We start from the raw sequence: 22110 nt of genomic DNA, 5'->3' as shown, positions 1-22110 counted from the left end.
GAACCGCTCATCTTCTCCCGTGCGCGAGGCGGAACCGCTCCGGAGGGGCCTTGCGGACCGCCGAAACGCAGGAAGGGCGCGAACCGGAACGCAGCGCGGAGCGCCCGCGCCGGGACGCTCGGCGCGGGCGCTGCTCAGGCCGCTCAGACGGTGAAGAACTCCTCCAGCAGGGGGGCGACCAGCTCGGGGGCGAGCCGGTGGTTCTGGCCCTCGAGGGACCGGTAGGTCACGTCCGGCAGCGTGGCGGCCAGCTCCCGCATCGCGGTGCGCTGGAACGGCGGGCTCTCCGTCCCGTCCATCACGAGGGTCGGGACGGCGACGGCCCTGACCCGCTCGGTGGGCAGGGAGTTGTCCCCGGCGATGGCGGCCTCGTACCGCAGCGACGGCGCGAGCGCCTCCAGCGCCGGCCACGCCGGGATGGTCCGGAAGTGCGCCACCGCCTCCGGCGGGAACCCGACCGCCTTCACCAGGAAGTGCGCGACGGCGTCGCCGTTCCGCCCCTCGGCGATCATCGCGTCCAGGTCCCGGACGTAGGCGTCGTCGAGCCGCGGATGGCTGTCGTCCACGATGTACGGCGGCTCGTACAGGGCGAGCCGGGTGATCGGCAGGCCGCGCGCCACCGCCTCCAGCGCCAGCATCCCGCCGGTGCAGTTGGCGAACAGGAACGCCTCGCCGCCCGCCTCGTCCACGATCCGGCTCAGGTCCTCGACCTCGCGGTCCAGGGAGTAGGGCGGGGTGTCGCCGCTGGCGCCCCGGCCACGCCGGTCGTAGTTGTAGGTGGTGAACCGCGGCGCGAGCAGTTCGGCGATCGGTGCGCAGGTGGCCCGGTCGTTCAGCGCGCCGCCCATGAGGACGACCGGCGGGCCGTCACCGAGCCGGTCGTAGGCGATCTCCGTGCCGTCCTTGGACGTCACCGTGCGCATGGCGCTCCTTCCGGTCGTGGTCATTGCGGTGGTCCCCTCCGCTCTCCGCGGGGTCGGCGGCGCCGACCGGGGGGACGTGCCGGAGCGCGACGAGCACGAATCCGGCGAGGACGAGGAACAGGACGGCGCCCACCGCGGCGACGGAGTGCAGCCCCGCCGTGAACGCGTGCCGGGCGCTCTCGGACAGCCCGTCCGCCCACGCGGCGGACGAGTGCCGGGTCACCGCGACGGCGCCGGTGATGCCGTCGCGGGCGGCGTCCGCCGCCAGGGCGGGGGTGCCCGCGGGCACGCGCAGGTGGTCGCGGTAGGCGGCGGCGCCGACGCTGCCGAGGACGGCGATGCCGGTGGCGACGCCGAACTGGCCGCCCGCCTCCACGGTCGCCGAGCCCGCCCCGGCCTTCTCCGGCGGGACGGAGCCGAGCATCATGCCGTAGCCGAGCCCGATCCCCGGGCCGATGCCCGCCATCGCGACCGCGAACCCGGCGATCAGGAGGACGGGCACGCCGGTGCCGGTGCCGACCCCCGTCACCATCAGGTAGCCGGCGGCCGACAGCAGCAGCCCGGCCGCGGTGACGTGCGCGGGACGCAGCGCCCGCCCGGCGCCCGTGCCGGCCATGATGCCGGCCACCATCGCCAGCGTCGCCGGGATCATCCACAGGCCCGCCGACAGCGGCGACAGGCCCGCCACCGACTGCAGGTACAGGTTCGCCATGAGCAGCGCCCCGCCCTGGATCGCGCCGCCGGAGACCGACAGCACGAGCGCGGGCCGGTAGGTGCGGTTCCGGAACAGCGCCGGGTCGAGGACCGGGTGGGGCGAGCGGGACTGCCGGCGCCAGAACACCACGCCGAGGACGAGCCCGGTGAGCCCGGCGAACACCGGGCCCGGGTCCCATCCGTCCCGGGCGCCCTCCGTGACCGCGTACATGACGGGCAGCAGCGCGGCGGGCGCGAGCGCCGCGCTCACCGGGTCGAGCCGGCCCTCGGTGGCGCCGCGCGACTCCGGCAGCAGCAGCGGCCCGGTGACGAGCAGCAGGCCGATGACGGGAACGGCGAGCAGGAAGATCGACCCCCACCAGAACGCCGCGAGCATCGTCCCACCGACGATCGGGCCGACGATCGAGCCGCCCATGAAGCAGCTCATCCAGACCGCGACCGCGGCCGACCGCTGCTTCGGGTCGGGGAACATGCCGTTGATCAGCGCGAGCGACGACGGCGCGAGCGTCGCGGCGGCGACGCCCATCACGGTGCGGGCCGCGATGAGGGCGCCGGGGCCGCCGGCCCACGCCGCCCACACCGACGCCGCGCCGAACACCGCGGCGCCGGCGAGCAGCAGCCGGCGCCGCCCGGTGCGGTCCCCGAGGACGCCCATCGGGATCAGGAAGGACGCGAGCATCAGCCCGTACACGTCCAGGATCCAGAGCTGGTCGGTAGCGCTCGGCCGCAGGTCCGCGCTCATCCGCGGCAGGGCGAGGAACAGCACGCTGAGGTCGACCGATACCAGCAGCGTCGGCAGCGCGAGGACCACGACGCCGAGCCATTCGCGCCGCCCGGCCCGCGCGGGCGCGGGCGTGGCCGTACCGTTGGTCATGGGGTCTCCCGGGGTCGGCCCGCGGCCGGCGCCTGCCGCTCGCCGACCACGGCGGCGAGCTCGGCGACGGTGGGGGAGTCGAACAGGTCGGCCATCGACAGCTCCACGCCCAGCCGGGCCTGGATGCGGGCGATGAGCCGCATCGCCAGCAGCGACTGGCCGCCGAGGTCGAAGAAGCTGGCGTGCACGCCGACCGTCCCGCAGCCGAGCACCTCGGCGAACACGGCGCACAGCACCGCCTGCAGCGGGTCGGGCGGGTCGTCGTCGGCGGCGACGCCCGTCTCGGGCGCGGGCAGCGCCCGGCGGTCGACCTTGCCGTTGGGCGTCAGCGGCAGCGCCTCCATCGGGAGCAGCGCGTTCGGGACCATGTAGTCCGGCAGCGTGGCGCGGGCGTGCGCGCGCAGGTCCGCGGCGTCGAGCCGGCCGTGGACGGGGACGTAGTACGCGGCGAGCCGCAGCCCGCCGTCGTCGTCGCGGTACCCGGCCGCGGCGACGTGCCGGACCTGCGGGTGCTCCGCCAGCGCCGCCTCGACCTCGCCGAGCTCGACCCGGAACCCGCGGACCTTCACCTGGCCGTCCGCGCGCCCGACGAACTCCAGGAGGCCGTCGCCGGTCCAGCGGGCCAGGTCCCCGGTGCGGTACATCCGCGCGCCCGGCTCCCCGTACGGGTCGGCGACGAACCGCTCGGCGGTCAGGGCCGGGCGGCCGTGGTAGCCGCGAGCGAGCCGTCCCGAGAGGTAGACCTCGCCGGTCCCGCCCGCCGCCACCGGGGCGAGCGCCTCGTCCAGGACGCGGACCGCCACCCCCTGCATGGGCCGCCCCACCGGGACGGCCGTGCCGGGGCGCGCCGTGCCCGACATCGGGTTGGACGTGCTGAACAGCGTGGCCTCGGTCGCGCCGTACATGGCGCGGACGGTGATGTCCGGGCAGGCGTCCAGGACCCGGCGGACGGCCGCGGGGGCGATGACGTCGCCGCCGGTCAGCACCTCGGACAGTCCCGCGAGCGCGCCGGGGTCCTCCTCCGCGATCACTCGGAACAGGCCCGCGGTGAGGTGCGCGGCGGTGACGCCCTCCGCGGCGACCAGCCGCCGCAGCATCGCCACGTCCGGGCGGCCGGGCGGGGCGAGCACGACCGTCCCGCCGCGGAGCAGCGGCACCCACAGCTCGTAGGTGGAGACGTTGAAGGCGTACGGGGCGACCATGAGGACCCGCTCGTGCCGCCCGGTAGCCCAGCACGGGTCGTCCACCAGCTCGGTGACGTGCCGGTGGGTGACGGCGACGCCCTTCGGCCGCCCGGTGGACCCGGAGGTGTGGATGACGTACGCGAGCGCGTCCGTCGGCACGTCCACGGCGGGCGCCGTCTCGGGCAGGCCGCGGGTCGCGTCGCCCCGGTCGACGATCAGGACGTGGTCGGTGTGCGGCAGCCCGCCGCGGCGGGAGGCGGTGTCGGCCAGCAGGACCGGCGCGGCGGTGTCGTCGACGATGCCCTGCATCCGCTCGATCGGGTCGGCGCTGTGCAGCGGCAGGTAGCAGCCGCCCGCCTTGGCGACGGCGAGCAGCGCGACGACGAGGTCGGGCGAGCGTTCCAGCAGGACCGCGACCGGCTGCTCGGGCCGGAGGCCGAGGCCGAGCAGCCGGTGCGCGAGCCGGTTCGCCCGGCGGTCCAGCTCGCCGTAGGTGACGGACGCGCCGGCGGCGCGCAGCGCGCACGCGTCCGGCCGCCGCGCGGCCTGCGCGGCGAAGCGCTCGGGAATGGTGTGGTTCATCGCGATGGCCTTCACTGCAGGGGCGCGTCGGGGTCGGCGACGCCGGAGCGCAGTGCCTCGGTGAACCGCCGGACGGTCGCCGTGATGGTCGCCGCGTCGAAGACCCGGCTGTTGTACTTCAGCGAGCCGAGGACGGTGCCGTCCGGCTCGACCTCCAGGTCCCACAGGGCGCCGTCGGGGATGTGGGAGCTGATGTCCTGCCGCAGGGTCCGCCGGATCCGCTCGATCCGCACGCCCGCGTGCGCGGCGTCGTCCAGCGTCGGCGGGAACTGCGCGACCTGGAACCCGAACACGGCGCGGTCCGGGTCGGCGAACTGCCGCATCAGCTCGGGCGTGGCGATGTACTCGAACGGGATGTCGTTGGCGTAGGTGTCCAGGCAGGTCGCGCGGGTGCGGACGGTGACGTCGCGGAAGGTGGCGCAGTCGCCGAGGTCCGTGCGCAGCGGCACGAAGTTGAAGAATGATCCGACCGTCTCCTGGAAGCGCGGCTGCCGCCGGTTGGAGGTGATCGTCGGCACCACCAGGTCGGTGACGCCGGTCATGCGCAGCAGCGCGGTGTTGTAGGCGGCGAGCAGCACCATGAACGGCGAGCACCGCATCGCCTTGGCGTAGTCGAGTGCGGCGGCGGCCACGGGGCCGTCCAGGACGAACCGCTCGACGGCCGCCACCATCTCCTCGCCCTCCGGCCGCGGGCGGTCGGCGGGCAGCGCGAGGATCTCCGCGCCCGGCAGCGTCTTCTCCCAGTGCTCCCGGGAGGCGGCGACGGCGTCGCCGGTCAGGTTCTCCCGCTCCCATTCCGCGAACTCGACGTACGACGGCGCCTCCGGCAGCCGGGGCGGACGGCCCTCGCGGCGCGCCGCGTACAGCTCCGCCAGATCCCGGATGATCAGCTGCATCGACCAGCCGTCGGTGGCGGTGTGGTGCGTGTTGACCACCAGCGCGGCGTCGGCGCCGTCGAACCGGCCGAGCACGGCGCGCAGCAGCGGCAGGTCGCCGATGTCGTGGGTGCCGGCCTCGACGTCGTTGATCAGCTCCTGCGCGGCGCGGTCCCGGTCGGCGGCGCCGGCCAGGTCGCGGACCTCCAGTTCCGGCGGGGACGTCGGCTGCACGGCCTGGTAGCGGTCCCGGTCGCCGCGCACCAGCGAGGTGCGCAGCGCCTCGTGCCGGTCCACCAGGTCGGTCAGCGCCGCGCGGAGCGCGCCGACGTCGAGGTCGCCGCGCAGCCGCCAGCCGTCCGCCAGCGTGTACCGCGGCCCGAACGGCCCGGCGCCGTTCCCCTGGTCGAACATGCAGAGGAATTCCTGGTTGAAGGAGAGCGGACCCCGGCTCACCGGTGTCGGCGACGTTGCGGAAATGGCCATGCGGAGTCCTTCCCCTGGAGCGGTGGTGGCGGTGAGCGGCGGCGGGAGGGAGCGCCCGGACGCGTCACCCTCCGCAGAATCACCCGGTGCCGGAGGCGGGTGCATCTCCCGGATTGCCGCGGTGCGGGCGGTGGGCGCGCAGCATCAGCGACACCCCGGGCAGCGACGCCACCGGCAGGAACCGCTCGCCGCCGACGACCGCGCCGAGCGCGGCGTTCAGCAGCGGATGCGGCGGGCGCAGGTCGTCGCCGCCCCGGCCGCGCCGCCACCGCACCACGGGACGCAGCAGCACGTTCCAGCTCCACAGCCGGTCGACGACCAGCCCGGCGCGGGCGACCACGGCGGCGAGGCCGGCGCGGTCGTAGCGGCGCACGTGCGACAGCGCCTCGTCGTGCGCCGACCAGAGCGCCATGTCGCACGGCACGGTGATCAGCGCGGTGCCGCCGGGCCGCAGCACCCGCGCGATCTCCCGGACGGCCCGCTCGTCGTCGTCCACGTGCTCGAGCACGTCCAGCGCGGTGACCACGCCGAACGCGCCGGACGGCAGCGGCAGGGCGCGCGCGTCGGCGTGCACCGCCGCCAGCCCCCGCGACCGCGCGATCGCGACGGCCTCGGGGGAGATGTCGGCGGCGAGCGCCCGCCAGCCGTGCGCCGCGAGGATCCGGGTGTTGCCGCCGCCGGCGGCGCCGACGTCCAGGGCCCGGTCCCCGTCGCGCGGGCGGGGCAGGCGCCGCAGCTCCCGCGCGAGCCGGGCGCGGCGCTCCCGGAACCACCAGTGCCGGTCCTCCTGCTCGGCGAGCCGGCGGATCTCCGTCGCGTCCATCGGGTTCAGTCCTTTCTGCGGAACACCCACCGGTCGAAGCCGATGTAGCGCAGGACGGTGATGCAGAGCTGTCCGAGGCCGAGCAGGACCACCTCGACGATCTTTCCGGCGTGCGGCGCGGTCAGGTGGAGGACCAAGACCTCGGCCGTGGTGACGGCGAAGCTGGCGGCGAACAGCGTCGCGGCCTTCAGGTGCAGCACGACCAGCGGGCCGCCCGCGCGGTTGAACGTCCAGCGCCGGTTGGCCTCCGTGTTGAACAGCCCCGCCAGCACCAGGGCGCCGAAGTTGGCCGCCAGCGCCGGCCACACCGAGCGCAGCGCCACGTAGAGCGGCACGTAGAGGAGCGTGGAGATCGCGCCGATGACGCCGAACGCGGCGACCTTCGGCAGCCGGGCGGAGCGCGGCCGGGCGAGGACGGCGTCGGGGTGCGCGGTCCGCAGCTCCCGCGGGCGCGGCAGGCGCAGGTCGGCGCGGCCGGTCGCCATCGTCCCGGCGAGCCGGGCGAGCCCCTTGAGGTTCTCCCAGGACGCCCGCGCGATCCGCACCCGCGAGTCGACGTCCTCGACCCAGTCGACGGGGACCTCGTGGACGCGCAGCCCGTTGTACTCGGCGAGCAGCAGGAACTCGGTGTCGAAGAACCAGCCCTGGCTGCGGACCCGCTCCAGCAGCGGCCGGACGGCCTCGGTCCGGGCCGCCTTGAACCCGCACTGGGCGTCGGAGAAACTGACGCCGAACCCGTACCGCAGCAGCCCGTTGTAAGCCCGCGAGACCAGCTCGCGTTTCAGACCGCGGTGAATCCGGGAATGCGGGTTGAGCCTGCTGCCGATCGCAATTTCCGACTGCCCGCTGATGAGCGGGGCGACCAGCGGGAGAAGCGCGTCCAGCCCGGTGGAAAGATCCGCGTCCATATACGCGACGATTTCCGCCGTGCTGTCGCACCAGGCGGCCTTGAGCGCCGCGCCCTTGCCGCGGACGGGCAGCCGCACCGGCCGCACCTCCGGGAACTGTTCGGCGAGGTCGTGGGCGACGCGCCAGGTCCCGTCCGTGCTGTCGTTGTCCAGGATGGTGATGCGCCAGGAAAGCGGAAAGGAACCGTCCAGGAAGGAGTGCAGAGTCCGGACGCAGCCTGGCAGCGACCGTTCCTCGTTGAGCACGGGAATGACGATGTCGAGGGTCGCCGTCCCCGTTCCCGTTTCCGTGCCGGCGGGGCGCGGAACAGATGTCTCCTCCACGGCGGGCTGTCCTTTCTCCGGCCGGGCGTCTCAGGTCATCGTCATCACCGGCGGCCGCCGCCCGCATCTCCGGAAATGCGTAGGCCGCCGCGCCCCGCCCGGCCCGTTCGGCATTCGTGAAGATGCGCGGTGAGCAGGGCTGGGATGAAGTTGCGGGGAGAATTGACGACCCGCGGAGGAGCCGATGCTGCTGCAGAACAAGAACGCCGTCGTCCACGGCGGCGGAGGCCGGATCGGGGGCGCCGTGGCGCGCGCGTTCGCCCGGGAGGGCGCCCGCGTGTTCCTCGCCGGCCGCACCCCGGGCCCGCTGGAGAAGACGGCCGCCGCCATCGCCGAGGCCGGCGGCGCCGTCGAGACCGCCGTGGTGGACGCGCTGGACGAGCGGGCCGTGGAGGAGCACGCCGCCGCGGTCGCCGCCGCGGCCGGGAGCCTCGACGTCTCCTTCAACGCGGTCGGGACCTGGGGAGACGTCCAGGCCACCCCGATGGTCGAACTGGGCCTGGCCGACTACCTGCGGCCCGTCGAGATCGCGACGACCGCCCACTTCCTCACCGCGCGGGCGGCGGCGCGGCGGATGGCCGCGCAGGGCTCCGGCGTGATCATCACGCTCAGCGCGACCGGCACGCTGAGCAAGGTCGCGCTGCGCACCCCCATCCCCATGGGCGGCTTCGGCGTGGCGTGCGCCGCGATCGAGGGCCTGACCCGCGCGCTCGCCGGGGAGCTCGGCACGTCCGGGGTCCGCGTGGTGTGCCTGCGGCCCGAGGGGATCGCCGAACCGTTCGCCGACCCGGACCCCGACTCGCACCGCGCGACGATCACGAACGTGGTGGAGCAGGAGGCGCTGCTGCGGCGCCGCCCGTCCGTCCAGGAGGTCGCGGACGTCGCGGCGTTCCTGGCGTCCGACCGCGCCGGGGCCATGACGGGCACCGTGGTGAACGTCTCCTGCGGCACGGTCGTCGACTGATGACCGGGTCCCGGCCGCTGACCGGCGACGAGTACGTGGAGAGCCTGCGCGACGGGCGGGAGGTCTACCTGTACGGCGAACGGGTCGAGGACCCGACCGGCCACCCGGCCTTCCGCAACCCGGTCGCGATGACCGCCCGGCTCTACGACGCGCTGCACGACCCCGCCCGGCGCGACGTCCTGACCCGCCCCACCGACACCGGGAGCGGCGGCTACACCCATCCGTTCTTCACCACGCCGCGGTCGGCGGACGACCTGGTCGCCGCGCAGGGCGCGATCGCGGAGTGGGCGCGGCTCAGCTACGGCTGGATGGGCCGCAGCCCCGACTACAAGGCGGCGTTCCTCAGCACGCTCGGCGCCAACGCCGACTTCTACCGCCCGTTCGAGGGGAACGCCCGCCGCTGGTACGCGGAGGCGCAGGAGAAGGTCCTCTACCTCAACCACGCGATCGTCCATCCGCCGGTGGACCGCACACGCCCGCCCGACGAGGTCGCGGACGTCTTCGTGCACGTGGTGCGGGAGACCGACGCCGGCGTGGTCATCAGCGGGGCGAAGGTCGTCGCGACCGGGTCGGTGCTCACCCACTTCAGCTTCATCGCCCACTACGGGCTCCCCATCAGGAAGAAGGAGTTCGCGCTGGTCGCCGCGGTGCCGATGGCCGCGCCGGGGGTGAAGCTGATCTGCCGGACGTCCTACACCGCGTCCTCCGCGGTCATGGGCGGCCCGTTCGACTACCCGCTCTCGTCGCGGCTGGACGAGAACGACACGATCCTGGTGTTCGACGAGGTGCTGGTCCCGTGGGAGAACGTGTTCGTCTACGGCGACGTCGGGCGCTCCCAGCTGTTCACCGGGCAGTCGGGCTTCCTGGAGCGCGGCACGTTCCACAGCTGCACGCGCCTCGCGGTGAAGCTGGAGTTCATCGCCGGGCTGCTGGTCAAGGCGCTGGAGGTGAACGGCACCGACGGGTTCCGCGGTGTGCAGGCCCGGGTCGGCGAGGTGCTGGCGTGGCGGAACCTGTTCTGGGCGCTGTCGGACGCGGCGGCCCGCAACCCGGTGCCGTGGCGCAACGGCGCCGTCCTGCCGAACCCGCGCTACGGGCTCGCCTACCGGTGGTTCATGCAGCAGGCGTACCCGGCGATCCGGCAGAACATCCTGAAGGACGTCGCCAGCGGGCTCATCTACGTCAATTCGTCCGCCGACGACTTCGCCAATCCCGACCTCCGCGGCTATCTCGACCGTTACCTGCGCGGCTCCGGCGGGGTGGAGGCGCAGGACCGCGTGAAACTGATGAAACTGCTGTGGGACGCCGTGGGAACGGAGTTCGGCAGCCGGCACGAACTGTACGAGCTCAACCATTTCGGCAACCACGAGACCACGCGGGTCGACCTGCTCACCGCGCAGCTCGCCAGCGGCGAGATCGACGGCTACAAGGCGTTCGCCGAGCGCTGCATGGCCGAGTACGACCTGGACGGCTGGACCGCGCCGGACCTCGACTCCTTCCGGGAACTGCGTAAATTCCGCGATGTCTGAGCGCAACCCGGGAGATGCCGGAGCGCGGCCGCGGAACCGACAATGGTGAAAGTGGAACTCCATGGGAAGGCAATGATGTCACCGGCACAACGGTCGCCGTTCTCCGATATGACGGTCGACCACCTGCGTTTCTACGTCACCGATCTCGACGAGGAGGTCCGGCGTTTCACCGGCGGGTACGGATTCCGTCCGTACGCGGACGCCGAGTCCGCGGCGGAGGGGCGCTCGGCGGGGCTCGGCGCGGGCCGGATCCGGCTGGTGCTCACCGCGCCGCCGGAGGGCGACCACCCGGGCGCGGCCTACCTCTCCCGGCACGCGGACGGCGTCGCCGACATCGCGCTCGGTGTCGCCGACGCCCGCGCCGCCTACGCGGCGGCCGTCGCGGCCGGCGCCCGCCCGGTCGCCGAGCCGCGCGAGCGGGACGGGTTCGTGACCGCGACGATCGGCGGGTTCGGCGACACCGTCCACACGTTCGTGCAGCGGCCCGCGGGCGCGGACGAGCGCTCGCTGCCCGGCCTGCCGGCCCGGCCCGCGGCCGGGGCGGCGGACGGCGGCGACGGCACCGGGCTGTTCGCGGTCGACCACCTCGCGGTGTGCGTCGAGGCGGGCGAGCTGGAGGCGACGGAGCGGTTCTACCGGCGCGTCCTCGGCTTCGAGACGATCTTCACCGAGCACATCGCGGTGGGCGCCCAGGCCATGATCACGACGGTGGTGCAGAGCACGTCCGGCGAGGTCACCCTCACCCTGATCGAACCGGACCCGTCGCGCACCGCCGGCCAGATCAACGACTTCCTCAAGACGCACGACGGGCCCGGCGTGCAGCACATCGCGTTCGCCACCCGCGACATCGCCGGTACGGTGCGCGCCATGGCCGCCGGCGGCGTCGACTTCCTCACCACCCCCGACGGCTACTACCGGCTGCTGCCCGAGCGGCTGACCGTCGCCCGGCACACCGTTCCCGAGCTGCGGGAGCTGAACGTCCTGGTCGACGCGGACCACGACGGCCAGCTCTTCCAGATCTTCACCCGCTCGGCGCACCCGCGCGCCACCCTCTTCTTCGAAGTGATCGAACGGCTGGGGGCGCGCTCGTTCGGCTCCGGCAACATCCGGGCGCTCTACCGGGCTGTGGACTCCGCCCGCACCGGGGCGGAGGGATGACCTCCCGTCCCGCCGCGGCCCTCCCGAAAGGACGTCGCAGATGACCGAGGCCCAGTACCGCGACCCGCGGACCGTCCCGCACGAGGGTGAGCTGGAGCGCGAGTCGCGCGAGCGGCTCGCCAAGCTGCTGGCCGAGACCCCGATCCCGCCGCAGTACCTGATCGACAACCTGACGGTGTACCTGCGCCGGTTCGAGCTCAGCGACCTGCTGTCGATGGACGCGCTGTACCGCATGATCCCGGACCTGCCCGGCGTGATCATGGAGTTCGGGGTGCTGCACGGCCGGCACCTGGCCGCGCTGACCGCGCTGCGGCATGTGTACGAGCCGTACAACTCGCTGCGCCGGGTCGTCGGGTTCGACACCTTCGAGGGCCTCACCGGCATCGCCGACATCGACCGGGCCAGCCCGAGCGCGGTGGACGGCCGGTTCGCCGTCCCGCCCGACGAGGTGGAGCACCTGCGCGAGGTCCTCGCCGCGCACGAGGTGGGCGAGCCGTTCGGGCACACCCGCCGCAGCTTCGTGGTCAAGGGCGACGTCCGCGAGACCGTGCCGCAGTACCTGGCCGACCATCCCGAGACGGTCATCGCCCTCGCCTACTTCGACCTCGACCTGTACGAGCCCACCCGCGACACGCTGCGCGCGATCCTGCCGCACCTGACCCGCGGCAGCATCGTCGCGTTCGACGAGTTCGCGCACCCCAAGTGGCCGGGGGAGACGACTGCGCTGCAGGAGGTCATCGGGCTCGACCAGGTGTCCCTGCGGCAGATCTCGGTGCCCGGCCGGGAGCCGCCCGTCATCTACTTCCGCTGGGGCGAGTGACGCTCCGGACGTGTCCTCTCCGGGACGCCCCGTTCGTCGGTAGGGCGAAGGGGCAGGACACGAACTACCGGAAGGGGACTGCCATGGAGAAGGTGATCTCGGCCGACGGCACCCCGATCGCGTTCGAGCGATCGGGGGAGGGGCCGGCGGTGATCCTGGTGGGCGGCGCGTTCAACGACCGCGGCTCGGCGGCGCCGCTCGCCGAGCTGCTGGCGCCGGGCCTCACCGCCGTCCGCTACGACCGGCGGGGGCGCGGCGACAGCGGCGACACCCCGCCCTACGACGTCGCCCGCGAGATCGAGGACCTGGCCGCGCTGGTCGCCGAGATCGGCGGCCGGCCGGCGCTGTTCGGGCTCTCGTCGGGCGGGGCGCTGGCGCTGCGCGCGGCCGCGGCCGGCGTGCCGGTGTCGCGGGTCGCGGTGTACGAGGTGCCGTTCGTCCCGGACGACGAGGGTGCCCGCGAGCACGCCCGGCGGCGGGGCGACGCGTTGCGGGCGCTACTGGACGAGGGACGCCGCGCCGACGCGGTGGTGGAGTTCATGACCGGCATCGGGATGCCGCCGGAGATGGCGCAGGGGATGCGGCACGCCCCGATGTTCCCGGCGCTGGAGGCCATCGCGCACACCCTCGTCTACGACCACGAGGTGATCGCGGCGGACGCCGGCGGGTCCATCCCGGCCGACCTCGCCGCGGGGGTCGCGGTGCCCGCGCTCGTCGCCTACGGCGGCGCGAGCCCCGACCCGATGAAGGAGGTCGCGCGGCGGCTCGCGGAGCTGCTGCCGGCCGGCGGGCACGCCGAGCTGGCGGGGCAGTCCCACGACGCCGCGCCCGGCGCGCTGGCCCCGGCCCTCACCGCGTTCTTCGCGGGCTGACCGCCCGCACCGCCCCGGCGCCCGCCCGGTCACCGGCATCCCGCCGGGACCGGGCGGGCGCCGTTCTCGGCTCGCCCGGCGCGCGGCTCCCGGCCGGCGCGGTCTTCTCGGCTCGTGCGGTGTCCGTCCGGCGCCGGGTGTCCTTTCCGCCGCCGCGCGTTCGTCGGTAGGGCGACTGAACCGAACGAGCGGGAGGTTGCAGGTCCCATGTCCGCAGTGCACAGACTGTCCGGGCTCCCCGTCGGACGGCTGACCAAATGGCTGGTCGTGCTGTTCTGGATAGTCGTCTTCCTCGCCACCGGATCGCTGTCCGCCAAACTCGCCGACGCGCAGAAGAACGACGCGTCCCAGTGGCTTCCGGGCAACGCCGAGTCGGCGAGGGCCCTGCAGGTGGCGCAGCGGTTCCACTCGCGCGACACCTATCCGGCGCTGGTCGTCTACAACCGGGACGGGACGGCGGTCACCGCCGCCGACCGCGCCAAGGCCGCCGCCGACGCCCGCCGCTTCGCCGCCCTCACCGAGGGGTCCGGCGGCGCGGTCGACAGCCGCGTGGTCGGCGTGGCGGGCCCGATGCCGTCCAAGGACGGCCAGGTGCTGGAGACGGTCGTCCAGATCAAGGTCGGCGCGAAGGGCTGGCCGGCCCTCGGTCCGATGGTCGACCGGCTGCGCGCCACCGCCCGCGCCGGAGGCGGCGGCCTCCAGGCGCACGTGGCGGGCCAGGCCGGGTTCCAGGCCGACTCCAGCAAGGCGTTCACCGGGCTCGACTCGACCCTGCTCGGCGTGACCGTGCTCGTCGTCATCGCGATCCTGGTGCTGACCTACCGCAGTCCGATCCTGTGGGTCCTGCCGCTGATCGGCGCGTTCCTGTCGCTGAACGTGGCACAGGCGATCATCTACGGGCTCGCCCGACACGGCGGCCTCACCGTCAGCGGGGAGAGCTCTTTCGTCCTCATCGTCCTGGTCTTCGGCGTCGCCACCGACTACACCCTGCTGATCGTCTCCCGGTACCGGGAGGAGCTGCGCCGGCACGCCGACCGGCACGCGGCGATGGCGGCGGCGCTGCGCCGCGCCTCGCTGAGCCTGGCCGCGAGCGCCGGCATCGTCGTGCTGGCGATGCTGTGCCTGACGGCCGCGGACCTGAACTCCACCCGGAGCCTCGGGCCCGTCGCCGCGATCGGCGTCGCGGTCAGCCTCGCGGTGATGCTGACGTTCCTGCCCGCCCTTCTCGTCGTGTTCGGCCGCTGGATGTTCTGGCCGGCGCGTCCCACCGCCGGGTCCGCGGAGCCGGACCGCGCGGGTCTGTGGGCGCGGGCGGGCGGCGTCATCGCCGCGCGGCCGCGGGCGATCTGGATCGGCACCGTCGTGGTGCTGGGCGCGCTGTCGTTCGGCGTCCTCGGCCTCAACGCCAACGGTTTCAGCGGTGCGAACTCCTTCCGCGACAAGCCCGACTCGGTCGTCGGCCAGCAGATCAGCGACCGGCACTTCCCCGCCGGGGCCGGGCAGCCGCTCCAGGTGGTCGGGCGGGCCGGGGCGGGCGACGCGCTCGCCGCCGCCGTGTCCCGCACCCCCGGGGTCGCGGGCGTCGGCGCGCCCCGCACCTCCGGTGACGCCGTGTATCTGGAGGCCACGCTGACGGCGCGGCCCGGGTCGTCCGCCGCGTACCGGACGGTCGACCGGGTCCGCTCCGCGGCGCACGCGGTGCCGGGCGCCCAGGCGAAGGTGGGCGGCGGCGACGCGGTCAACCTGGACGTGCTGCGCGCCTCCCGGCACGACCGCGCGGTGGTGATCCCCCTGGTGACGCTGGGCGTGCTCGTCCTGCTGCTGCTCGTGCTGCGGGCCGTCGTCGCGCCGCTCGTCCTCGTCGGCACGGTGCTGCTCGCCTTCGGCGCCGCGCTCGGCCTCAGCGCCCTGGTGTTCGACCACCTCGCCGGCCTGCCCGCCGCCGACCCGTCCTTCCCGCTGTGGGCGTTCGTCTTCATGGTCGCCCTCGGCGTCGACTACAACATCTTCCTCGCCACCCGGATGCGGGAGGAGGCGCTGCTGCACGGGCCCAGGCCTGGCGTGCTGCGCTCCCTCGCCGCGACCGGCGGCGTCATCACCTCGGCGGGCGTCGTGGTCGCCGGGACGTTCGGCGCCCTCGGCGTCCTGCCGCTGGCGTTCATGGCCGAGATCGGCATCGCGGTGGCGCTCGGCGTGCTGCTGGACACGTTCGTGGTCCGGTCCGTGCTGGTGTCGGCCGTGGCGCTCGACCTCGGCCGGTGGATGTGGTGGCCCGGCGAGATCTTCCGGCGCGGCGAGCGGGCGGACGAAGCCGCGCCCGCGGCGGAGTCCGCGGCGGAGTCCGCTCCGGTGGCCGACTGACGGACGTCCGGGCCCAGGTCCGCACGATCGAACGAGACGCCCGCGCGGCGGCGGGAGACGCTGGTCGTGCCCGCTGCCCGCGGGGTCTCCGCATCGGGAAAGGACCGGCTCGTGACGGATCTGAAAACCGTGATCGCCGACCTGGACGCCGAGAGCGCCCAGGTCGGCCGGATGGTCGCCGGCCTGGACGGCGCGGGGTGGGCGCGGCCCACCCCCGCCGCCGGCTGGACGGTCGCCGACCAGGTCGCGCACCTGGCCTTCATCTTCCGGCTCGCCGGGACCGCGGCCTCCGACGCCGCGGCGTTCCAGGCGCTGACCGCGCGTGCGAAGGACGACTTCAACGGCGCGGTGAACGCCGCGCTGCGCGAGTACCCCACCGGATCACCGGACAAGCTGCTGGCCGTCTGGGAGCGCGAGCGCGCCGACGGCATCGCGGCGCTCGCCGCGTTCCCGGAGGATCAGACGGTGCCGTGGCTGGTGAACCCGCTGCCCCCGGCGATCCTCGCCTGCGCGGGCATCATGGAGACGTTCGCGCACGGCCAGGACATCGCCGACGCGCTCGGGATCCGCCCGGAGCGCACCGACCGGCTGCTGCACCTGGTCGGGTTCGCGATCCTCACTCGCGACTTCGGCTACCAGACCCGCGGGCTCACCCCGCCCGCGCACGAGTTCCGGTACGAGATCACCGCCCCGTCCGGCGCCCGGTGGACGTTCGGCCCGGCCGACGCCCCGGACCGGATCAGCGGCCCGGCCGAGGACTTCTGCCTGCTGGTGACGCGGCGGCGGCACCGTGCCGACCTCGCCGTGACCGCGTCGGGGCCGGAGGCCGACCGGTGGCTGGACATCGCGCAGGCCTACCGCGGGCCCGCCGGGCAGGGACGCGCCCCTGGGCAGTTCGCCGCGGCGTCCTGACGCCCCGGGACCCCGCCGCCGCTCGGCGGGCGGGGCTCGGCGGGCGGGCCGCGGCCGGGCGCCGGCTCAGGGCTCCCAGACCGGCCGGACCTCGATCTGGCCGATCCGGGCCCACGGGTGCCCGGCCGCGGCCTCCAGCGCCGCGTCCATCGTCGGGCACTCCAGCAGGTTGAACCCGCCGATCTGGTCGCGGGTCTCGGCGAACGGGCCGTCCGACAGCAGCACCTGCTCGTCGCGGACCCGCAGCGTCCGCGCCTCCTCGCTCGGCCGCAGGCCCGCCCCGCCGCGCAGGTAGCCGCGGCGCTCCATGTCCCGCGTCCACTCGTCGCAGCCGTCCATCGCCACGGCGGCCTTTTCGACCTCGGCGGCGCTCATGCCGGTCGACACGTCGCTGCAGAAGATGAGCATGTAATTCACGCCCGCATGCTAGTCCACGGCCGTGCCGCGCCGGTGCCGGCGGCGGGCCGGTGGCGCGGCGGCCGCGGGACCGGATCAGCGGACCGTCTGGCCGGGCGCCCCCCGCACCTCGGTGCCCTGCCGCTCGAGCGACGTGGCGACCGACCGCGCCGCGGCCTCCCGCGTGTCGCCCACGCTCACCATCAGCGCGACGAGCTGCGCCTCGAAGCACACGTCCGCGTCGTACGGCGGGACCAGGTACGCGCCGAGCTCCAGTGTGACGAGTCCGTGGATGGCGGTCCACATCTGGTGCGCGACGAGCTCGGCGTCGTCGGCGGTGAACCGTCGCGCGCGCACGCACCGGTGCGCGCAGTGCACGACGTTCATGAGGGTGTAGCGGCCGTGCTGGCGGTCGGTCTCCGACAGAGAGAACCCGGCCAGCGAGGCCGCGCCGAACATCACCGCGTACAGGTGCGGGTTGGCGTGGGCGTTCAGCCGGTACGCCCGGCCGAGCAGCGCCATGTCGGCGACCGGGTCCTCGGTGATCGCCACCCGGTTGAAGTGCGACTGCAGCCGCGCGAACCCCTCGTGGACGACCTCGCGTACCAGCCCGCTCATCCCGCCGAAGTAGGTGTAGACCACCATCGTCGAGCAGCCGGCCTCCGCGGCGAGCCGGCGCGCCGTGAGCGCCTGGGGGCCCTCCTCGCGCAGCAGCCGCGCCGCGATGTCGACGAGCGTCGGCCGCATCCGCGGGTCGTGCCGGCGGGGACTCATCGGCGTGGCCGCGCGGGCGTCGCGCCCGCGCCGGTCGGAATGGGGAGTGTCACGTTCGCGTCCCTCGTCGCACCGCACGTGGCCGGATCCCGCGGCCAGCATCTTTCGATCATGCGCTTCCGAGACTAGCCAAGCCGGCCGGCCGGCGAGTATTCCAACGTGCGGAGTGCGCGGGCACCGCCGGGGCGGCGCGCGGACCCGTCCCGTGTCGGTGCGTGACCGCGATGCTGCCGACGGGAGCCGGAGGGCGGCTACGATGGGCGTGCCGCAGGACCGGCAGGGAGGGTTCGTGAGACACCCGTTCGAGACCCCGTGACGCCGCCGGGGGTGGAGTCGGCCGTCGACGGCGCGTTCCGCGACGAGTGGGGCCAGATCGTGGCCTACCTGATCGGGCTGACCGGCGACTGGGACCTCGCGGAGGAGTGCGCGCAGGACGCGTTCGCCCGCGCGCTGGAGAGCTGGCCGCGCGACGGCGTGCCGCGGCGGCCCGGAGCCTGGCTCACCACGGCCGCCCGCAACCGCGCGACGGACCGGCTGCGCCGGGAGGCGACCGGCAGCGCGAAGCTCCGCCAGCTCGCCGTGCGGGCCGACCACGCGGCCGCCGGCGCGGAGACCGACGACGAGGCGGCGGTCAGCGGCGTCCGCGACGACCGGCTCCGGCTGATGTTCACCTGTTGCCATCCCGCGCTGCCGCTGGACGGGCGGGTCGCGCTGACGCTGCGGACCCTCGCCGGGTTGACCGTCCCGGAGATCGCCCGCGCCTTCCTCGTCCCGGAGGCGACGATGGCCAAGCGGCTGCAGCGCGCCAAGCGGAAGATCCGCGACGCCGGGATCCCGTACCGGGTGCCGGAGGCCGCCGAGCTGCCCGAGCGCACCACGGCCGTCCTCGGGGTCCTCTACCTGCTGTTCACCGAGGGCTACTCGGCGACGGCCGGCGCGGAGCTGATCCGCCGGGAGCTGTGCGCGGAGGCCATCCGGCTGGCCCGGGTCCTCGCCCGGCTCATGCCGGAGGAGGCGGAGGCGGGCGGGCTGCTCGCGCTGATGCTGCTGCACGACGCCCGCAGCGGCACCCGGGTGGACGCCGGCGGCGGCCTGGTGCCCCTGGAGGAGCAGGACCGCGCCCGCTGGGACCGCGACGAGATCGCCGAGGGGGTGGCGGTGCTGGCGGCGGCGTCGCGCGCCGGCGAGCCCGGCCCCTACCGGCTGCAGGCCGCGATCGCCGCCTGCCATGCCACGGCCCGCGACGCCGCCGACACCGAATGGGCGCGCATCGCCGCGCTGTACGGGCGGCTCGTCGAGCTGGTCCCGTCGCCGGTGGTGGAGCTGAACCGGGCGGTGGCGGTGGGGATGGCCGAGGGGCCAGCGGCAGGGCTCGCGCTCGTCCGGCGGCTGGAGGACGACGGCGACCTCGCCGGCTACCACCTGCTGCCCGCCACCCGTGCCGACCTGCTGCGCCGTCTCGGCGACGGCGGCGCGGCGGCCGACGCCTACCGGGCGGCGCTCGCGCTCGCTCCGACGGACGCCGAGCGCCGCTACCTCACCCGCCGCCTGGCGGAGACGTCCCAGCAGCGGTGACCCGGCGGGACGGCGCGCCCCGGCGGGGTCAGGACTCCTCGGAGATCCGGCGGCGGACGTCCTCCCGCAGCGCCTTCTTGTCGACCTTGCCGACGGGCGTGAACGGCAGTGCGTCCACCAGGACGAGCCGCTCCGGCCGCTTGTAGCGCGCCGCGCCGGCCCGGTCCATCTCCGCGACGACGTCCGCCAGCCGCGGCGCGGCGCCCGGCCGCGGCACCGCGTAGAGGCAGACCCGCTCGCCCAGCACCGGGTCGGGCATGGCGACGGCGGCCGCCTGCGCGATCCCGGGCAGGCGGTGGGCGAGGTCCTCGACCTCCTCGGCGGAGATCTTCTCCCCGCCCCGGTTGATCATGTCCTTGTCGCGGCCCTCCACGACCAGGTTGCCGTCGGGGCGCAGCCGGACGATGTCGCCGGTCACGTACCAGCCGTCCGGCGTGAAGGCCCGCGCGTTGTGCTCGGGCGCGCGGTAGTAGCCGCGCAGCGTGTACGGGCCGCGGGTCTGCAGGACGCCCGGCTCGCCGGGCGGCACCGGGCGGCCGTCCGCGCCGACGACCCGCAGCTCGTCGGCGGGGCAGATCGGGCGGCCCTGCGTCCCGAGCACGACCTCGTCGGGGTCGCCGGGGCGGGTGAAGCAGATCAGCCCTTCGGCCATCCCGTACCCCTGCTGCGGGGCGCAGCCGAGGACCGGGCGGATCCGCCGGACGAGCGCGGCGGGCGGCCGGGCCCCGCCGATCTGCAGGGCGCGCAGGCTGGACAGGTCGCGCCGGTCGTCCGCGGCCCGGTGGTCCACCCAGCGCTGCGCGACCGCGGGGACCGCGCCGGTGTCGGTGACGCGCTCCCGCTCGATCAGCGGGAAGACGGCGGCGGGGTCGGGGGAGGGGGCGAGGACGGCGCGTCCCCCGCAGAGCAGGGCGCCGAGCACGCCGGGCCCGCCGAGGGTGAAGTTGTGCGCCACCGGCATCGCCGCGAGGAAGACGGTGCCGGGGCCGAACCGGCAGGCCGCGATCGCGTGGTCCATGCCGCAGCCGTAGTCGTCGTGGGTCCGCGGGATCAGCTTCGGCGTCCCGGTCGTCCCGCCGGACAGCAGGAACAGCGCCGGGGACCGGGAGCCGGGCGGGTTCGCGTCGAGGGCCGCGCGCGCCGCGTCCGGGTCGGCGGCGGGCGCGCACAGGTCGCCGAGGTCCGAGCTGCCCGGCCGGGTACCGCCGCCCGCGACCAGCACGTGCCGGAGCGTGCCGCTCCGCGCCGCGATCGTGTGCGCCATCGTCTCGTGGTCGAAGCCCCTGAGGACGCGCGGGACGGCGATCGCGGCGGCGCCGGCGAGCTCGGCGACGCCGAACAGCTCGTGCTCGCGGTGCGACGGCAGCGCCATCACGGGGACGACCCCGAGCCGCAGGCAGGCCAGGGTGAGCACGACGAACTCCCACCGGTTGGGGAGCTGCACCACGATCCGGTCGCCGGGCCGCAGGCCGAGTCCGTCCAGCCGCCGCGCGGCGCCGTCGGCGCGCGCCCACAGCTCCCGGTGGGTGAACCAGATGGGGCCTTCGACCAGCGCGGTCGCGTCGGGCCGCGCGTCGGCGGCGGCGCGGAGCCGATGGCCGAGCGGGACGCCGCGCCAGAGCCCGGCGGCGGTGTAGCGGTCCGCGACGTCGTCCGGCCAGGGGACGAAGCCGTCGTCCACCGGTGCCGAGGCTGGAGTGGTCATGGGCGCGGCCCTGCTTTCTCTGCGGATCCGACGGGACGGGCGGCGCCGGCCGGGCGGTGCGGCGCCGCCTCGGGGCCGAGCACGACCGGCAGGGCGGTGAGCCCGTGCATGATGACGCTGGGGCGCCATTCCAGGCCGTCGGGCGGCTCGGCGAGGCGCAGCTCGGGGAAGCGGGCGAGCACGGACCCGATCGCCACCTGGCCTTCGAGGCGGGCCAGGGGCGCGCCGATGCAGTGGTGGACGCCGTAGCCGAAGCCGAGCTGCGGATTGTCGGCGCGGGCGAGGTCCAGCAGGTCCGGGTCGGGGAAGCGGTCCGGGTCGCGGTTGGCGCCGAGCAGCGACACCAGCACGGTCCCCCCTTCGGGGATCGGCGTTCCGGCGAGCTCCATGGGCTCCACGCAGTGCCGCAGCGCGATCTGGACGGGGCTCTCGTACCGCAGCGCCTCCTCCACGGCGGCGGGCAGCAGCTCCGGGTCGTCGCGGACGGCGCGCAGCCGGTCCGGGTGGGACAGCAGCGCCAGCAGCCCGTTGCCGATCAGGTTGACGGTGGTCTCGTGGCCTGCGGTGAGCAGCAGGAACACCATTGAGGTCAGCTCGTCCGCGCTGAGCCGGTCGCCGCCGTCGTGCGCCGCGACCAGCGCCGACAGCAGGTCGGGGCGCGGCTCCCGGCGCTTGCGGTCCAGCAGCCCGCGGATGTAGCCGAGCATCTCGGCCGCCGTGGCGTCGAGCCGGTCGATCGGGAGCGCGTCGGTGGTGAGGGCGTCGGTCCAGCGGTGGAAGTCGTCGGAGTCCTCCTCCGGGATGCCGAACAGCTCGATCAGCACCCGGACGGGCAGCGGCAGCGCGTACGCGGCGAGCAGGTCGGCGGTACCGGCGCCGGCCGTGCCGGCCGCGGCGGCCGCGGCGACCGCGTCCAGCAGGCCGTCGGCGATGGCCTGCACGCGCGGGCGCATCGCCGCCATGCGGCGGCGGGTGAACGCGGGCGCCACCAGCCGGCGCAGCCGCGCGTGGTCGTCCGCTCCGGCGTTGAGCATGTGGCTGTTCATGGCGCGGCGCAGGTCCTCGGACATGCCGCGGCGGTTGCCGAGCGTCGCGGTCCGGCCGCGCAGCCGCGGGTCGGTGAGCGCCTGCCGCGCGGCGGTGAAGCCGACCACCATGTAGCCGGTCTCGCCGGACCGCAGAGTGATCGGGGTCACCGCGCCGTGCCCGCGCAGCAGCGCGTACCCGGCGTGCCGCCGAGCCGCGCCGGACAGCAGGAAGTCGGCGTTGTGCAGAACCTCGGTCATGAGGACGAGCGTCGGCCGCGGGCCGGCCGGGGCGCATCTTCCGGTGTGCGCAGCCGCCGGCGGGG

The 22110-nt window shown here is 75.0% G+C and carries 18 protein-coding genes; 8 read left to right on the top strand and 10 right to left on the bottom strand.

From position 1 onward, the window contains the following. Positions 1 to 143: 143 nt before the first annotated feature. The 6 genes from AB0C21_RS28025 to AB0C21_RS28000 form a co-directional block, all read right to left on the bottom strand. A complete protein-coding gene (locus AB0C21_RS28025; RefSeq protein WP_500208193.1) occupies positions 144 to 923 on the bottom strand; it encodes an alpha/beta fold hydrolase in 780 nt (259 codons plus the stop codon). After that, positions 868 to 2511 carry an MFS transporter gene (locus AB0C21_RS28020; protein ID WP_500208191.1) on the bottom strand — a complete coding sequence of 548 codons (1644 nt, stop codon included), beginning with the start codon at positions 2509 to 2511 and terminating at the stop codon, positions 868 to 870. Before AB0C21_RS28020 ends, AB0C21_RS28025 begins: the two co-directional genes overlap by 56 nt. Further along, complete coding sequence (locus AB0C21_RS28015; protein ID WP_500208190.1) at positions 2508 to 4277, bottom strand: amino acid adenylation domain-containing protein; 1770 nt, start codon at positions 4275 to 4277, stop codon at positions 2508 to 2510. Before AB0C21_RS28015 ends, AB0C21_RS28020 begins: the two co-directional genes overlap by 4 nt. 11 nt (positions 4278 to 4288) lie before the next feature. Continuing rightward, on the bottom strand, positions 4289 to 5638 hold the full coding sequence (locus AB0C21_RS28010) for a condensation domain-containing protein (protein ID WP_500208188.1): 1350 nt from the start codon (positions 5636 to 5638) through the stop codon (positions 4289 to 4291). Between the two features lie 79 nt (positions 5639 to 5717). After that, positions 5718 to 6461, bottom strand: coding sequence for a class I SAM-dependent methyltransferase (locus AB0C21_RS28005; RefSeq protein ID WP_500208186.1), 744 nt, complete (start codon positions 6459 to 6461; stop codon positions 5718 to 5720). Between the two features lie 5 nt (positions 6462 to 6466). Further along, positions 6467 to 7693 (bottom strand): bifunctional glycosyltransferase family 2/GtrA family protein, encoded by a 1227-nt coding sequence (locus tag AB0C21_RS28000; protein WP_500208184.1) that lies wholly within the window; start codon positions 7691 to 7693, stop codon positions 6467 to 6469. Positions 7694 to 7877: 184 nt separating this feature from the next. Between AB0C21_RS28000 and AB0C21_RS27995 the strand changes: the two genes are divergently transcribed. The 7 genes from AB0C21_RS27995 (at position 7878) to AB0C21_RS27965 (ending at position 16309) form a co-directional block, all read left to right on the top strand. Further along, complete coding sequence (locus AB0C21_RS27995; RefSeq protein WP_500208183.1) at positions 7878 to 8657, top strand: SDR family NAD(P)-dependent oxidoreductase; 780 nt, start codon at positions 7878 to 7880, stop codon at positions 8655 to 8657. Beyond that, positions 8657 to 10186, top strand: coding sequence for a 4-hydroxyphenylacetate 3-hydroxylase family protein (locus AB0C21_RS27990; protein WP_500208182.1), 1530 nt, complete (start codon positions 8657 to 8659; stop codon positions 10184 to 10186). The genes AB0C21_RS27995 and AB0C21_RS27990 overlap by 1 nt, the downstream gene beginning before the upstream one ends. Before the next feature lie 108 nt (positions 10187 to 10294). Further along, positions 10295 to 11344 carry a 4-hydroxyphenylpyruvate dioxygenase gene (gene hppD / locus AB0C21_RS27985; protein ID WP_500208180.1) on the top strand — a complete coding sequence of 350 codons (1050 nt, stop codon included), beginning with the start codon at positions 10295 to 10297 and terminating at the stop codon, positions 11342 to 11344. A 40-nt stretch (positions 11345 to 11384) separates the two neighbouring features. Beyond that, a complete protein-coding gene (locus AB0C21_RS27980) occupies positions 11385 to 12164 on the top strand; it encodes a class I SAM-dependent methyltransferase (protein ID WP_500208178.1) in 780 nt (259 codons plus the stop codon). Positions 12165 to 12247: 83 nt separating this feature from the next. Continuing rightward, positions 12248 to 13036, top strand: coding sequence for an alpha/beta fold hydrolase (locus tag AB0C21_RS27975; protein WP_500208177.1), 789 nt, complete (start codon positions 12248 to 12250; stop codon positions 13034 to 13036). Positions 13037 to 13243: 207 nt separating this feature from the next. Further along, positions 13244 to 15397, top strand: coding sequence for an MMPL family transporter (locus tag AB0C21_RS27970; RefSeq protein ID WP_500208175.1), 2154 nt, complete (start codon positions 13244 to 13246; stop codon positions 15395 to 15397). A gap of 111 nt (positions 15398 to 15508) precedes the next feature. After that, positions 15509 to 16309 (top strand): TIGR03084 family metal-binding protein, encoded by an 801-nt coding sequence (locus AB0C21_RS27965; protein WP_500208173.1) that lies wholly within the window; start codon positions 15509 to 15511, stop codon positions 16307 to 16309. 66 nt (positions 16310 to 16375) lie between these two features. Here AB0C21_RS27965 and AB0C21_RS27960 read toward each other — a convergent pair whose 3' ends face one another. Beyond that, the gene (locus tag AB0C21_RS27960; RefSeq protein WP_243716126.1) at positions 16376 to 16717 is read right to left on the bottom strand and encodes a YciI family protein; all 342 of its coding nucleotides are present in this window, start codon (positions 16715 to 16717) and stop codon (positions 16376 to 16378) included. A gap of 84 nt (positions 16718 to 16801) precedes the next feature. Next, positions 16802 to 17581 carry a TetR/AcrR family transcriptional regulator gene (locus AB0C21_RS27955; RefSeq protein ID WP_500208171.1) on the bottom strand — a complete coding sequence of 260 codons (780 nt, stop codon included), beginning with the start codon at positions 17579 to 17581 and terminating at the stop codon, positions 16802 to 16804. Between the two features lie 210 nt (positions 17582 to 17791). Here AB0C21_RS27955 and AB0C21_RS27950 point away from each other — a divergent pair, with 210 nt between their 5' ends. Then, positions 17792 to 19054, top strand: coding sequence for an RNA polymerase sigma factor (locus AB0C21_RS27950; RefSeq protein WP_500208170.1), 1263 nt, complete (start codon positions 17792 to 17794; stop codon positions 19052 to 19054). 28 nt (positions 19055 to 19082) lie between these two features. Here the strand turns inward: AB0C21_RS27950 and AB0C21_RS27945 are convergent, their stop codons facing one another. Further along, positions 19083 to 20759: a (2,3-dihydroxybenzoyl)adenylate synthase gene (locus AB0C21_RS27945; RefSeq protein ID WP_500208168.1), complete on the bottom strand. Its 1677-nt coding sequence runs from the start codon at positions 20757 to 20759 to the stop codon at positions 19083 to 19085. Next, positions 20756 to 22045 carry a cytochrome P450 family protein gene (locus AB0C21_RS27940; RefSeq protein WP_500208167.1) on the bottom strand — a complete coding sequence of 430 codons (1290 nt, stop codon included), beginning with the start codon at positions 22043 to 22045 and terminating at the stop codon, positions 20756 to 20758. Before AB0C21_RS27940 ends, AB0C21_RS27945 begins: the two co-directional genes overlap by 4 nt. Positions 22046 to 22110: the final 65 nt, after the last annotated feature.

Source organism: Spirillospora sp. NPDC049024 (assembly GCF_040649235.1).
GTDB lineage: Bacteria > Actinomycetota > Actinomycetes > Streptosporangiales > Streptosporangiaceae > Spirillospora.
The sequence above is the reverse complement of the archived record's forward strand: the minus strand, read 5'-3'. Positions and strand labels throughout refer to the sequence as shown.